The sequence below is a fragment of the Thermoactinomyces sp. DSM 45892 genome (assembly GCF_900107305.1).
In the GTDB taxonomy this organism is placed as follows: domain Bacteria; phylum Bacillota; class Bacilli; order Thermoactinomycetales; family Thermoactinomycetaceae; genus Baia.
The window spans coordinates 96,862-110,647 of the sequence record NZ_FNPL01000015.1; the positions used below are offsets into that span (position 1 = coordinate 96,862).

15 protein-coding genes and 1 other annotated feature are annotated in these 13,786 nt (G+C 40.9%); of the genes, 3 read left to right on the forward strand and 12 right to left on the reverse strand.

All coding sequences use genetic code 11. The annotated features are described in order from the left end of the window. Positions 1-31: 31 nt before the first annotated feature. From BLU58_RS12785 to BLU58_RS12800, 4 genes are all read right to left on the reverse strand, one after another. Complete coding sequence (locus BLU58_RS12785; protein WP_093292671.1) at positions 32-1,141, reverse strand: M42 family metallopeptidase; 1,110 nt, start codon at positions 1,139-1,141, stop codon at positions 32-34. Between the two features lie 136 nt (positions 1,142-1,277). Beyond that, positions 1,278-1,469: a hypothetical protein gene (locus tag BLU58_RS12790; RefSeq protein ID WP_093292673.1), complete on the reverse strand. Its 192-nt coding sequence runs from the start codon at positions 1,467-1,469 to the stop codon at positions 1,278-1,280. 95 nt (positions 1,470-1,564) lie between these two features. Then, entirely contained in the window at positions 1,565-1,984 is a 420-nt protein-coding gene (locus BLU58_RS12795) for a disulfide oxidoreductase (protein ID WP_093292675.1), read from the reverse strand. Then, complete coding sequence (locus tag BLU58_RS12800; protein WP_093292677.1) at positions 1,984-2,694, reverse strand: DsbA family protein; 711 nt, start codon at positions 2,692-2,694, stop codon at positions 1,984-1,986. Before BLU58_RS12800 ends, BLU58_RS12795 begins: the two co-directional genes overlap by 1 nt. A gap of 468 nt (positions 2,695-3,162) precedes the next feature. Between BLU58_RS12800 and BLU58_RS12805 the strand changes: the two genes are divergently transcribed. Next, positions 3,163-4,386: a PhoH family protein gene (locus BLU58_RS12805; RefSeq protein ID WP_093292679.1), complete on the forward strand. Its 1,224-nt coding sequence runs from the start codon at positions 3,163-3,165 to the stop codon at positions 4,384-4,386. 71 nt (positions 4,387-4,457) lie between these two features. On the opposite strand, the gene BLU58_RS12810 is transcribed toward BLU58_RS12805, so the two are convergent. Further along, a complete protein-coding gene (locus BLU58_RS12810; RefSeq protein WP_093292681.1) occupies positions 4,458-5,189 on the reverse strand; it encodes a class I SAM-dependent methyltransferase in 732 nt (243 codons plus the stop codon). Between the two features lie 268 nt (positions 5,190-5,457). On the opposite strand from BLU58_RS12810, the gene BLU58_RS12815 reads away from it, so the two are divergent. Both BLU58_RS12815 and BLU58_RS12820 read left to right on the forward strand, forming a co-directional pair. After that, a complete protein-coding gene (locus tag BLU58_RS12815) occupies positions 5,458-5,874 on the forward strand; it encodes a MarR family winged helix-turn-helix transcriptional regulator (RefSeq protein WP_176786665.1) in 417 nt (138 codons plus the stop codon). A 99-nt stretch (positions 5,875-5,973) separates the two neighbouring features. Beyond that, positions 5,974-7,536 (forward strand): MDR family MFS transporter, encoded by a 1,563-nt coding sequence (locus tag BLU58_RS12820; protein ID WP_093292685.1) that lies wholly within the window; start codon positions 5,974-5,976, stop codon positions 7,534-7,536. A 118-nt stretch (positions 7,537-7,654) separates the two neighbouring features. Here the strand turns inward: BLU58_RS12820 and BLU58_RS12825 are convergent, their stop codons facing one another. The 7 genes from BLU58_RS12825 to BLU58_RS12855 all read right to left on the reverse strand — a co-directional run bounded on the left by BLU58_RS12825 (position 7,655) and on the right by BLU58_RS12855 (position 13,562). Next, positions 7,655-8,011, reverse strand: coding sequence for a hypothetical protein (locus BLU58_RS12825; protein ID WP_072336558.1), 357 nt, complete (start codon positions 8,009-8,011; stop codon positions 7,655-7,657). A gap of 300 nt (positions 8,012-8,311) precedes the next feature. Continuing rightward, the gene (gene rplT / locus BLU58_RS12830; RefSeq protein ID WP_072336555.1) at positions 8,312-8,665 is read right to left on the reverse strand and encodes a 50S ribosomal protein L20; all 354 of its coding nucleotides are present in this window, start codon (positions 8,663-8,665) and stop codon (positions 8,312-8,314) included. Between the two features lie 30 nt (positions 8,666-8,695). Then, positions 8,696-8,893 (reverse strand): 50S ribosomal protein L35, encoded by a 198-nt coding sequence (gene rpmI, locus BLU58_RS12835; RefSeq protein ID WP_072336552.1) that lies wholly within the window; start codon positions 8,891-8,893, stop codon positions 8,696-8,698. Positions 8,894-8,906: 13 nt separating this feature from the next. Further along, complete coding sequence (gene infC / locus BLU58_RS12840) at positions 8,907-9,449, reverse strand: translation initiation factor IF-3 (RefSeq protein ID WP_176786668.1); 543 nt, start codon at positions 9,447-9,449, stop codon at positions 8,907-8,909. A 10-nt stretch (positions 9,450-9,459) separates the two neighbouring features. After that, positions 9,460-9,593: a sequence feature (ribosomal protein L20 leader region), on the reverse strand. Positions 9,594-9,735: 142 nt separating this feature from the next. Next, complete coding sequence (thrS, locus tag BLU58_RS12845; protein ID WP_093292687.1) at positions 9,736-11,643, reverse strand: threonine--tRNA ligase; 1,908 nt, start codon at positions 11,641-11,643, stop codon at positions 9,736-9,738. 345 nt (positions 11,644-11,988) lie between these two features. Then, positions 11,989-12,909 (reverse strand): putative sporulation protein YtxC, encoded by a 921-nt coding sequence (gene ytxC, locus BLU58_RS12850; protein ID WP_093292689.1) that lies wholly within the window; start codon positions 12,907-12,909, stop codon positions 11,989-11,991. Between the two features lie 59 nt (positions 12,910-12,968). Beyond that, a complete protein-coding gene (locus BLU58_RS12855) occupies positions 12,969-13,562 on the reverse strand; it encodes a metal-dependent hydrolase (protein ID WP_176786666.1) in 594 nt (197 codons plus the stop codon). Positions 13,563-13,786 lie beyond the last annotated feature (224 nt).

The following is a 13,786-nucleotide window of genomic DNA, read 5'->3' on the forward strand; positions in this document are numbered from 1 at the left end:
TAACTTGGTGTTTTTATTATGAGGGTGGAAACTACTTTGCTTCGAAAACTCCTTGAATTTCCTTCACTTTAGCCTCATCAAGACGCTTCACAATCGCCACAATCCAACGAACCAACGCCTCACAGTCCCGACGATCTAAGATCGAGGAATGACTATGGATATAACGAGTTGGTACACCTAGACTGATACTTGGTACGCCTGTTTTATGCGTGTGGATAAAATGGTTATCAGTCGCACCACCCGTGATCACCTCAAACTGGTAAGGAATCCCTTCTTCCTCAGCAACCTGCTTGACAAAATCAATCATGCCACAGTGGGCAATATGACCTGCATCATATAGGACGAGAAGTGGGCCCTCTCCCATTTTGGTATCCCCGTGCGGGTTAGTCGTTCCCAAGGAATCGGTTGCAATCCCTACATCCACCACAATCGAGATATCTGGATCTACTACCTGAGCAGAAGTAATCGCTCCTCGACATCCTACCTCCTCCATCACAGTTCCTACTGAGAACACCTGATTTTTATGTAAAACACCATTCTCTGATAACTCTTGTAACACACCTAACGCTACTGCACAGCCTAAACGATTATCCATCGCCTTAGCCAGCCAGCGATTTTCATTACTCATCGTTGTAAAAGGGGAGTAGGGGATGATAAAGTCTCCTGGCCTAATTCCTAATTGATCAATCTCTTCTTTACCCTCCACACCCAAATCGACAAATAAATCAGTTACCTCAACGCCCTTTTTTCGCTTATCTGGTTCCAATAAATGAGGAGCCACAGAACCTACTACACCTAAATGTCGACCCTTAGATGTGATCACCTCTACACGCTGTGCAGGGAGGACTTGCCCCCACCAACCACCTAATGGATGAAATCTTAGAAACCCATCATCGGTGATACGAGTAACCATAAATCCAACCTCGTCCATATGCCCCGTAATCATAATTCGAGGGCCTGTCGTTCCCTTGCGAGCGATAAAACTACCTAGACGATCTTTATGTATTTCATCGGCATAGGAAGCGGCATACTGCTCCATTACTTCCCGTACAGCTTTTTCAAATCCTGGAGGTCCTGCCGCCTCCGTTAGTTCCTTCAGCATGGATCGGAACAAAGACTTACCTTCCGTGGTTCTCCCCATCATTGCGACACTCCCATTTTATGTATCATTTTCAATCTGATAGGAATAGAGACCCCTTAATCACTTAAGAGATCTCTATAGGCCCCTTCAGTGATCATCATCTACTCCACTAATCTTAGTTAGATCAATGGGATGATTAGCAACCACCAAAGCCGCAGCCTCCTCTACCACCCCAGCCTCCTCCCCAACCGCCAAAGCCGAAGAAGCCACAACAGCAGAAGACGCAGACGATGGCTAAAATAACAAGGATGATCCAGATACCACCGCCACCCCAGCCAAAGCCGAAGCCACCGCCGCCATCATAACATCCGCCATTTAAACCACTCATGTGAATACCTCCTCTTTGGGAAGTTTCCCATGATTTAATTTATGTACAAGATATCTAATTGGCTGGACTAGTATCCGAGAGCTTATCACCTATTTTTATTCTGCTTCTTTTCTGCTTAACCAAGTAAAAATCAAAATCAAGAAAAAACCAATAAATGCAAGGACTGGAATCGTAATCAAACCATCCAACCAATTTAAATAATCTTGGCTACACGGAATACCAACCTTACATTTGAGCATTCCCCCAATAGAAGGCACTTGTTGGACTAAAATATGATAGCTAGAAATCAAAATACCGATGCCTGCAAGGGAAAATACATATTTCCCTATTTCTCGATCATCTCGAAATGTAGCAATACCAAGTAATAAGACAAGGGGATACATAAAGATCCTCTGATACCAACAAAGATCACATGGTATCCAGCCTAATACCTCACTCATGTAGAGACTGCCTCCAGTAGCGACAATCGAGACAATCCAAGCAAAGTATAGAGCATATCTAGATAAGAAGTTCATTATTTCCCACCTAGTTCTTTATCCAACCGCGTTTTGAAAGCTTGGACATTGTTAATCTCAGCATCTGTCGCCATCTTGCCATTGATGTACACAACTGGCACTCCCGTTATACCGAGTGACTCTACATACTTATTGTCCGCTTCTACATCTGCTTTGTATTTGTCAGACTTAATATCCTTGGCCACTTGTTCGGCACTCACCTCAGGGATATTTTTCTTGATCAAGTCAACTAAGAAATCAGCCGCTTTTCCTTCTGGTAGTTTATTGTATTCAACTTGATTGTTATAAACAGCATCGTAAAATTTCCAAAAAGCCTCTTTATTTTGGGCCATTACAGACTTAGCCGCCATCCCTGCAACCAGTGGTTCCGGTTTCATAAATTGGAATGGAGCAAATGTAAATTGGACTTTCCCAGAATCAATATAGGGCTTTAGCTGTGCATAATGTTGATCATGGAACAATTTGCAGTGTGGACAACGGAAGTCCCCGATCTCCACAATCTTAACCGGTGCATCTGCTTTTCCGATTTTCGCCTGTTTTTCGACCTTTAGATCAATCACCTTATCAGGTTGAACTGCATCTGATTTTCCCCCAGAATTGAACATGTTTACTAATGAGTAAACACCAACACCTAAAAACAATACTAATAAAGTAATAAAGACAATCGTAGTATTATCACGTTTTCCTTTTTGTTTATGGCGATTTGCCATAATGACGCCCCCTTTTTATTCAGTATGAATCTTTCGCGGCAATATTATTGTAGCAAAAAATTGGAGATACCAAGAGAAACTTTTTTTGGTTTTTTACACCTATTTTTTCGCAAGAGTATCATTTTTCTATCTTTTTATCTTGCAAAATGATTCTCACCACTTGTAACATAGAATTAGACTAACGATAAACCATTTATTCCACTATATCCATGGAGGATGATGCGAATCCGAAAAGCAATATTCGATCCATCCAGATGACGATTATCAATTCATGTACGTGCCAAAAACAAACCAATTTCATAAACTATATAAGGGCTTCCGTTTGAGCACTATCCAGTCTTTTCCATACCAATATATACAGGATCTAATTTCTATAAAACAGGTAACACTTATGATGTACACCATGCACTTGGCCTTAGTGTTCCAAAACCTTGAGTTAACATCAAAGGGATCGGGGGTTCCCCCTGTATGAAATATGTCATTGATACAAATGTACTTTTGACAGGGATAAGCTGTCCAGAAGAACTACAGGATGCTAAATTCGTCATCACAGCAATGGTACTTCGAGAGCTAGAAAAACATAAGTTAAGTCATAATCCACGTCTAGCTTATGATGCTCGTGTGGCTACTCGATATATTGAACAAAATCAAGAACAAATGATTTTCGATACCAAAGATTATACGGTACAGCTCGGAGATCAATTTGATCCAAACTATGCTGATAATAAAATCCTACAATGTTGTGTAGATAATCAGTATGGAATTATCACAAATGACCTGCTTTTAAAGCAGAAGGCTCGAGGTTTAGGAATTCAAGTTTTGGAACAAGATCAAGATGAGTGCACTTATACGGGATACATCGAAGCAGATGTGGACGACGAGCGTTATGCAAGCTTACTTCATAATCTAGATGAAAATGTTTTTGAACTGCTACCAAACCAATACCTCGTCATAAACAACGGCAACAAGCACGTAGATTTGCTTCGATGGACTGGTGAAACTCATATGCATGTTCGTCCACGAGGATTTGAAACCCTCTATTTTGGTAAGTTCTCTCCTCGAGATGCTTATCAGCGCTGCGCCCTTGACAGTTTACGAAACAATCCTATGACTGTAGTCAAGGGAAAAGCGGGGACTGGAAAATCGCTCATCGCCCTGAACTACGCGATGCATCAGATTGAAAAAGGGAAATATGATCGGCTCATCTGCTTCGTAAACCCTATGGCTGCTAGAAATAGTGCTAAATTAGGCTTTTATCCAGGGACACGGGATGAAAAAATCATGGATTCAGCTATCGGATCAATGCTGTGTAGTAAATTTGGCGATAAAATGGTATTAGAAGAGCTGATGAAAGGAAATGAAAAAGAAAAACAACCACCGAAGCTCTTACTACTCCCCTTTAGTGACATTAGAGGGTTCGATACGACAGGTATGAAGGCAATTGTCTATATCATTGAAGCACAAAACTTGGACGTGGATCTAATGAAACTCGCCGTCCAACGTGTCGGGGAAGATTCCAAACTCATTATTGATGGGGACTTCGAAGCACAAGTTGACCATACTAGTTACGAAGGAATCAATAACGGCATGAGACGCTTATCTGAGGTGTTCCGTGGGCAGCCTTATTACGGTGAAGTAGAGCTACCCTTTATCTATCGGAGTGAAATTGCCCGGAAAGCAGACGAAATGTAAAGCTATAGAAAGAGAACAGATCTTTGATACTCCGATCTGTTCTCTTTCGCTTGACAGTTTTTTCTACTCCATTATCCAACATTCCCTATCAATATCATACGTGGGCTATTTTGATGATACGAAATACCATCAAATCCGCCATATGTCTGCTTCACTCGGAGTCCATTCCGGTGTAACATATCAATCATTTGGTCATATGTATACATTTTTACTTTCTCTGTATAAGTTCGCTCTCCTCTTTGCTTATCCGATAGTGTAATCTTTTTTACTACAAAATCATCCTGAATGGAGCGTTCTTCTTGAATTTGGATACCATCTTGCTCCCGCTGGCTCACAGCAACTAAATGTTGAATCACATATTCACGGTTCAGATAATCTATTAAAAAGCGTCCCTTCGGTTTTAAAACGCGTGCCACTTCCCGGATCACTTGTTCATTTTCTTCATCCGTCTCAAAATAACCAAATGAAGTAAATAAATTTAATACGACATCAAACGTTTCTCCTACAAAAGGCAAATGCCGCATGTCCCCAATGATAAACGGAATCTTATACGGTTGATTTCTAGAAACCGCTTTTGAAAGCAATGTAGGCGATAAATCCAATCCCACTACATTAAGATGCTCCATAGCAAGAGTTGCCGTATGTCTTCCTGTTCCACAACATAAATCTAATATAAAATCATCTGCAGCTAACTGAAGCCACTCGGTTATTTGTTTTACTTCTTGTTCTGCATCTTGTTGATTACGATGATGATAAACGAGTAAGTAATCCTTTCCAAAACTCTCCTCATACCATGTCGACACTCATAACGCCCCCGCTACTCTATTTCAATTAACAACGTACTCTTATGGTATTCCCTACACTCTAACAGCTAACCTTTATATCGTTTCAAAAGAATAAAGTTGCTAATACCAAGAAAATTGATCTCCATTATATAAGTATATGATAGCAAATATTGCCTGAAATGAAAACGATCCAGCGTGGGCTTTCTCATTTGTATACGGTATAATAGAAGAAGAAGCCGATTTACCATCATGCGCATCCGTTTGCGTAGATATGCAGGAGTTAACTATGAGTACACGATTTGAGGCTATATTAGAAATCGAGACGATGTTTCGGTTGATTCAACGCTCTATGCGAAAAGAGCTTCGGGAAGCATGGGGTGAAACACTGACTGGAACTGAGTTTGTTCTATTACATCACCTTGATTTGCGCGGACCGCAGATGATCACTGCCTTAGCGCAAGAATTTGAGGTTTCCGTTAGTCATATCACGCACGTAGTAGATCAACTCGAAAGGGAACAATACGTAGCACGTCAGCGTTCTCAGCTGGACAAACGGGTAGTCGAAGTTCATATAACAGAAAAAGGACAAGAGAAATCAACTTGGATGTCTGAAAAAAGGAAAGAGTACCTTCTGCAGAAGTTTGATCCTTTTACACTCGATGATCTTTCTGTCCTTCAAAATTTGTATAAAAAGCTTTTATAAAATACGTCACGTTTCATTCTTCTATCCTGGGTGGAACGTATTTTCCTTCATTTATTTAATCTTGTAAAACAAATATTTCGGGAAGGTGAATATTAATCTATGGAAGATTTAAGTAGACGCGAGAAGATCTTTATTATGAGCGCCATTGCCTGTGCATTACTCTTTGCTTCGCTCAACCAGACGATTGTTATAAACGCCCTACCTACCATCGTCGCTCAATTGCATGGAGCAGAATTATTTAACTGGGTGTTTACTATTTATATGTTAACTTCAAGTATTACAGCTATTTTAGTTGGGAAGTTATCTGATCTGTACGGTAGAAAGAGATTTATCTTAACTGGAATTGGTTTTTTTCTCATCACATCTTTTCTCTGTGGGACTGCTAAATCCATCGAACAATTAATCCTATATCGCGGCTTACAAGGAATTGGTGGAGGCATGATCTTATCTACTTCCTTTGCAGCGGTAGGAGATCTATTTTCTCCACGCGAAAGAGGTAGATGGCAAGGATTCTTAAGTGCTACATTTGCCACTTCTAGCATCCTTGGCCCCACCATCGGCGGTATGATCGTAGACACATGGAACTGGCATTATATCTTCTGGGTCTTTCTTCCTATTGGATTTGTGGCCTTTTTGCTTATCTCAAAACTGTTCCCCACTATCAAGAGTTCAGGAAACAAAAAAATTGACTACCTTGGATCTATCCTCTTAACAGGGACGATCGTCCCATTTTTATTAGTGTTTTCTTTAGCTGGAAAAGATTATCCTTGGTTATCTCCGCAGATCATCGGACTATCCTGCTTATCGTTTTTGAGCCTTATGTTCTTCATTCATACGGAGAAAAAGGCAGTTAACCCGATTCTCCCGCTTACTTTATTTCGAAACAAAATTTTTACGCTCGCTAATAGTATTAATCTGCTTCTTGGGATGGGACTATTTAGCTGTATTACCTTTACTCCCTTCTTTTTACAAGGGGTTCAGGGGAAAGATGCTACTACCTCAAGTGTCATTATGATCCCTATTCAGTTTGGTCTCGTTTTTGCTAGCTTTTTTACAGGACAGATTTTAGCGCGGACGGGAAAATATAAAAAATTAAGCATTTTGGGACTCGGTCTAATACTGGTTGGGATTTTGTCCATGCTCGATACAGCAACCCATACCACTTCGCTCCAAATAATGCTACAGTTATCGATTATCGGTCTAGGACTTGGGATCACATTCCCTATTTTCTCGGTCACCATTCAAAATGCTATTCCGTATGAACATCTGGGGACGGGCACATCCTCTGTGCAGTTATTCCGCCAACTTGGTGGGACTGTCGGGGTTTCCATCATGACGATGATTATGCAGTCCTCTCCACAAAACCAATTCATCCGCGAAGTCTCTGCTTCCACAGCATCTAGCAAAGGGCTTCCAGAATCTACTGTAAAACTGTTAAGCGACCCACAGATCCTAATGAATCCAGAACAATTACATCAAGTTCAGTCTCACCTTACAGCAGAGTCTCAAACGTTTATGCAATCGATTTTAGTGCAAACAAAAGATACTCTCCTTTCTTCTTTACATCATGTTTATCTGGGGATTGGCATACTCATCCTCGCTGCCTTTATTATCAGCTTCTCTATACCTGAGATCGAGCTTCGAACGAGCAATAAGCGTTAAGCCTATAAAAAGGGGAAAACGAGCCTTAAAAAGGGCTCGTTTTTTTATGATATAAACGGTTTAACTTAACCGGTCAGATGAAAGAACTCTATAAATTTGATAAGTACTAAAACATTTTTTACAGTAAGTGGCTAATTCTCCAGTTAAACTCTTCAATCATAATCGGAATGAAATACTCCATGTTTTCTGATGTCTGTTCACCTTCAATATTACTTAAAACAATATGATTGCAATATTCCACTAAACTGTTCCAATCTGTAAAACTCGCTAGTATCTCACTACAATCGAGACTATTTAAACGAATGTAAAAATCTTCGTCTTGCTTCAGTACATAATCCAAACCAATAATGGCAATGTTCAAGTCCACACAATCTTTGACAAACTCATGGATGGCACTCACCGGGAGATAAACTTCCCCTTCAGCAGCCAAATGTCCATTTTGTTCATACTCTGTAATTAGCCATTCTGCTAACATGTAGCTTACTCCTCCCTTTGTTGGGTGAGCGTCTTCACGATCTCCTCGTCTTTTCTATTATAATTCATTTACATATGAATACGATAAAAATATTAATTTCTCTGCCCAAGTCTTACAAAAATTTATTTCAGGCGACATCTTCCACAACGTAGTTTCATGACTCATATTGTAAAAATTTGTATATAAACTATATACAATGAAGAAGGCAAATCTCCTGCCCTTATTTCACATTTTTTCAAAAAAATACAAACAGGACCCCATGACTAACCATAGCTAGTCGCGGGGTCCTACAAACAGAAATTATTTCGCTTTTTTCGCAATATCTGCAAGGTCTGCAAATGCCTTTGCATCATTGACAGCGAGGTCAGCAAGCATTTTACGGTTAATATCAACGCCAGCAACTTTCAAGCCGTACATTAATTTGTTATAAGAAAGTCCGTTGATACGCGCAGCTGCATTGATACGTGTAATCCAAAGACGACGGAAATCGCGCTTCACTTGACGACGGTCGCGGTATGCGTACATCAAGGATTTCATTACTTGTTGTTTCGCTGTTTTGAACAGTCTATGTTTGGAACCAAAATATCCACGTGCTAGTTTGAGTACCTTTTTACGACGACGACGTGTAACGGTACCACCTTTCACTCTTGCCACTAGTAATCCCTCCTGAACAGATCCATTATGTTATAGATACGTAATTAACGATTCAATACGCTTTTGGTCACCCTTAGACAGATATGCGCCCTTACGTAGGTTACGCTTTCTCTTTGGAGATTTACTCTCTAAAATATGACTTGTAAATGCATGGCTACGTTTTACTTTGCCCGTACCCGTTTTCTTAAAGCGTTTTGCTGCTGCTTTTTTTGTCTTCATTTTTGGCATGAGCGAGTCCTCCTTACGATTGTTGTTTTGGGTTTAGAATCATGATCATCTGACGACCCTCTAGCTTCGCTGGGCGCTCTACATCGGCGATCTCTTTTACTTCTTGAGCCACACGATCCAATACCTTACGGCCTAGCTCCTGATGAGTGATCTGACGACCACGGAAACGAATCGATAGCTTCACTTTGTCGCCATGTTGCAAGAACTTGATAACATGCTTCAATTTGGTCTGCACATCATTCTCTTCAATCGATGCGCTCAAACGTACTTCTTTCAGTTGAACGATCTTTTGATTCTTGCGAGTTTCCTTATCCTTTTTGCTTTGCTCGTAACGGAATTTTCCGTAGTTCATAATCCGGCAAACAGGGGGTTTGGCTTGTGGTGCAATATTCACAAGGTCAAGATTTTGTTCTTGTGCCATTTTAAGTGCATCACGTAATGCGACGATTCCAGCTTGGTCTCCGTTTGCATCAATCAAACGTACTTCGCGAGCGCGAATGGCTTCGTTGATTTGATGTTGTTGATCTTTGCTGATGACCTGCCACCTCCAAAAAATGTAATATAGATAAAATAAAAAAGTGTGGACGTATGATGCGCCCACACTTCTGATTCCTGAAGTTTATACAATCCATCAGCGAATGTCAAAACCTAATCTGAACAATGTCAATCAGGTGAGAAGCGGGCGCCTCTTCTTACACGAATGGTATGAATATATCATGTTGGTTACAGAATGTCAACTCACATAACCAAAACTACTTACTGCATGATCTTACCAATATCCAAGTATCCCACCGCTTCTCAATACCTCCTCACCAAACGTAAAGGGTGAAAGCTTTTTGATCTTAGCGACGCTCTTTAATCTCTTGATCGAGGTCTTTCAACAATTCATCAATCTTCCAAGATATTTGCTCTTTATTATGACGACGACGAACGGTTACCGATTTCGATTCTTGCTCTTTCTCCCCTATGACAAACATATAAGGAACTTTTTGTACCTCTGCTTCTCGGATTTTATATCCAAGCTTCTCCTCTCGAAGATCCGCTTCTACCCGAATACCTGCACTTCTTAGCTGCTGTACTACTTCGCTAGCATAATCATTGAAGGATCGCGATACAGGAATCACTTTCGCTTGAACAGGTGCTAACCATAGCGGGAAATCGCCCGCAAAATGCTCAATTAAGACTCCTAAGAAGCGATCAACCGATCCCATGACAGCACGGTGAATCACGACCGGGCAGCGCTTCTCGTTATCTTCCCCGACATAAGATAAATCAAATTTCTCTGGCATCTGGAAGTCAAGCTGAACCGTTGCACATTGGTGACTACGCTTTAGGGCATCACGGATGTGGAAGTCGATTTTCGGGCCATAGAAAGCACCGTCCCCCTCGTTAATTCGATAGTCAATTCCCGAGCGGTCTAGTACATTTTTTAAAGCCCCTTCTGCTTGTTCCCATAATTCATCGGAGCCCATCGAATCCTCTGGACGAGTAGAAAGTTCAATTGTATAAGGAAATTGGAAGACGGAGTACAGTCTATCAATCTGTTTTATTACACTAAATACTTCATCTTCAATTTGATCAGGACGAACGAAAATATGAGCATCATCTAGTGTAAATGTACGGACACGAAGCATTCCGTTTAAAGCACCCGAAAGCTCATGTCGATGCACTTGACCAAACTCTGCCATACGCATCGGTAAGTCCCGATAAGAACGAAGCTCATTTTTGAACATCAGCATATGCCCTGGACAGTTCATCGGCTTTAGTGCGAATTTGCTCTCGTCTACATCTGTAAAGTACATATTTTCATGATAATGATCCCAGTGACCTGATTGTTCCCAGAGACGTTGATTCATCATGAGCGGAGTGCGCACTTCCTCATACCCAGACTGAAGCTGGATTTCACGAGAAAGATTTTCTAGCTCGTTACGCATTACCATTCCTTTCGGTAGGTAGAAGGGCATCCCGGGTGCTTCTTCGGAGAACATAAATAGTCTCAGATCTTTTCCGATGCGACGATGATCTCGCTTCTTAGCCTCTTCTAAGAAATGAAGGTATTCATCGAGTTGTGATTTTTTCGCAAAAGCAGTACCGTAAATCCGCTGTAGCATTTGGTTATCGGAGTTACTCCGCCAGTAGGCCCCCGCAATACTCATTAACTTAAATGCTTTTAGCTTACCTGTTGATGGCATGTGTGGCCCACGACATAGATCAAAGAATTCGCCCTGATCATAAATGGTAATAGTCGAATCCTCAGGGAGATCACGGATTAATTCTAGTTTTAGATGGTCCCCGATCTCTTCAAAAATCTCAATCGCTTCATCACGGCTTACGACACGACGAGTAATGGGGATATCCTCTTTAATCACCTTGGCCATCTCCGCCTCAATCTTAGGCAAATCTTCTGGAGTAAGACGTGTAGGAAGATCTATATCATAATAAAATCCATCTTCAATCACAGGGCCTATCCCTAGTTTCACCTCCGGATATAATCGCTTTAGTGCCTGAGCGAGTATGTGGGCTGCGCTATGTCGGTATACTTCTAATCCAGCCTCATCATCCAATGTAACAATATTTAATTCAGAGCCTGATGGAACTTCACGACCTAAGTCTACTGGCTTCCCATCTAATACGCCTGCTATTGCCTTTTTAGCTAGTCCATTACTAATGGAGGAAGCTATATCCAAAACTGAAACAGCTTGATCATATTCACGCACAGAACCGTCTGGTAATCGTACAGAAATACTCAACTGAACCCACCCCTTTAAGTGATAATCGCTTTCAAAACAACAAAAAAACTCGTACCCAATAGGGACGAGCTTTGTGCCGTGGTTCCACCCTTGTTTAATCATGACCGAATCAAAAACCAGCCTGATCCTCAAGACACTGATAACGGAGTGTCACCGATTGCAGATACTAGCCCACACAGGCATTCCCCACATTCGCTCAGAGGGGGTAATAGACTGTTCATAGGATGAAGGGATTTCCAGCCGATGATCTCCCTACTCTCTAGCATCGTAAACAGCTACCATGACCTCGTCACAGCTCTTACAGTTGAAGTTTGTTAATCATTATATGCAAGTAGGACGAAAAGATCAAGCATCTTCTTGAACCGGAATCGATTTCACATGGCAGTGTTGGCAATCATGGCACACCACTACCCTCCCCTCGAAAATCTGGAGAAGTGTACGAATCACATTTTCCTCTTGTTGCTTCGTGTGTAAGACTAACTTTTCTGGTGCGATCGATAAAAGGGAACTAACCACCAAATCTTCATGTGAAAGACTTTGATCCATCAGTTCTTGCACAGCTCCGTCCAATTCACGAAGTTGATAAGGTGTTCCATCTTCCTTTAGTAATTGGAACTGTTTCGATCCTTTATGAACGACATGAATAAGTTCTACTTTCGGACTTTGAACCGACACAAAATAACGAAGGAGCTCAATAAAATCACGATACTCTTTGTCTAGTTGGTACTCTTCATACGCATCTTTAACACAGCGAACCAGCGAATTCTGATACGATTTGAGACGAAATCGAACAAACCCATCAATGGACAGGACACGGTTTGAATCTAGATATATAGCAATTTGCTTACTAATCCGTTCTTTACGAACATGATAACCAGTGCGTAAATAACTCCATGAATTTCGTTCTAATAACTGTTGCGCACGAAATTCAATCTGGTCCATCTCTTCAAGTGCTATATTCGTGTGTTCCTTTTGGATAATTCCTCTGATCAAATCTGTTTCAGCAAAATCACACAAAAAGCTAGCTATAGCGTCTCCCATCTCTCGATGTACTTCCTTATCCTGAAGTCGGCGCTTCCGCTGGGTATGTATTTGGAAAAAATGAAGCTCTCCAGTTGGTTCTTCTACAAATGATGCATTGACACCAATCTTCTTTAACTTCATTATCATGTTGCCAAAGCGATCACGTAAAAACGCCAACTGAATGGGATCTCGACGAGAAATGGAAATAGAGTAGTCCAATGTCCCACTCCTTTCTTTGTCCACACTGGCATTTCTCCTAGTATATGGAGTGATTGGCTAAGGTATACACAAAATCAAAAACTCTAGTGGAGCACTAGATATCCCAACCCGATCACCGTAAAAATACCTGATACATAACGAATCATAATATCCCAGCGGGTATTTGTTTTTATTCGGGCTAGTCGAAAACCCGTTTTATAGGGCCAAAATAACGGAATTCCCGATACAGTTAATGCATCTGCAAATAAATGCGAGAGATAGCCAGCCATAAAATATTCAAAGTACAACTGATTCGGCGAAGCTAAAAAACTAATCATTCCCACCAACCCTACTCCCAAAAGAGAGTGAGTAAAGCTCCTATGAGGAACATATGCCGCAATCACCACATATAAACCGGTTAATGCAATCCATAGCGGACCATTAAAATAAAAACATGCCACTATGAGCAAAAAGCCTATTAGGGAGGCGAAAAAGGCCCTATATCGTGTCTTCAAGTTTAGCGTTACATATTTACTAATATAGCTTCCCTTATGATCTAAATCAGGCAACATACTACTAAGAGTTGCCACAGCAATCCCGATGGAAAGAGTAAGCCAATCTTGAGTCCCATCCACATTTAAAGTGGCGTAACCTACTCCGAACAGAGCACCCATCGATAAATGTGTTTTTCCAGTCATTTGATTTATCCCCCCTTGTTTGAAGCATTAGATACATTGCCCTAATTGATTTCTATGTACTGTTTAGTAATAGGCTTGAATTTATGTACAATATATATTGTATTATATTTTATATTAACTTGTTTCCTTACTCGAGATGAGCAAATTCGCTTGAAATAATTTACAAATGATCAAAAAGAAAGACATGGTACCCCCTGTGTAGAAGTTATTGGTTCCCGCCAAAT

Bases quoted from the DNA above. Each gene is read 5' to 3' on its own strand.
- BLU58_RS12800 (WP_093292677.1), bottom strand. From the start codon at position 2,694: ATGGCAAATCGCCATAAACAAAAAGGAAAACGTGATAATACTACGATT.
- BLU58_RS12820 (WP_093292685.1), top strand. From the start codon at position 5,974: ATGGAAGATTTAAGTAGACGCGAGAAGATCTTTATTATGAGCGCCATT.
- BLU58_RS12825 (WP_072336558.1), bottom strand. From the start codon at position 8,011: ATGTTAGCAGAATGGCTAATTACAGAGTATGAACAAAATGGACATTTG.
- BLU58_RS12795 (WP_093292675.1), bottom strand. From the start codon at position 1,984: ATGAACTTCTTATCTAGATATGCTCTATACTTTGCTTGGATTGTCTCG.
- BLU58_RS12785 (WP_093292671.1), bottom strand. From the start codon at position 1,141: ATGGGGAGAACCACGGAAGGTAAGTCTTTGTTCCGATCCATGCTGAAG.
- rpmI (WP_072336552.1), bottom strand. From the start codon at position 8,893: ATGCCAAAAATGAAGACAAAAAAAGCAGCAGCAAAACGCTTTAAGAAA.
- BLU58_RS12855 (WP_176786666.1), bottom strand. From the start codon at position 13,562: ATGACTGGAAAAACACATTTATCGATGGGTGCTCTGTTCGGAGTAGGT.
- BLU58_RS12790 (WP_093292673.1), bottom strand. From the start codon at position 1,469: ATGAGTGGTTTAAATGGCGGATGTTATGATGGCGGCGGTGGCTTCGGC.
- BLU58_RS12815 (WP_176786665.1), top strand. From the start codon at position 5,458: ATGAGTACACGATTTGAGGCTATATTAGAAATCGAGACGATGTTTCGG.
- BLU58_RS12805 (WP_093292679.1), top strand. From the start codon at position 3,163: ATGAAATATGTCATTGATACAAATGTACTTTTGACAGGGATAAGCTGT.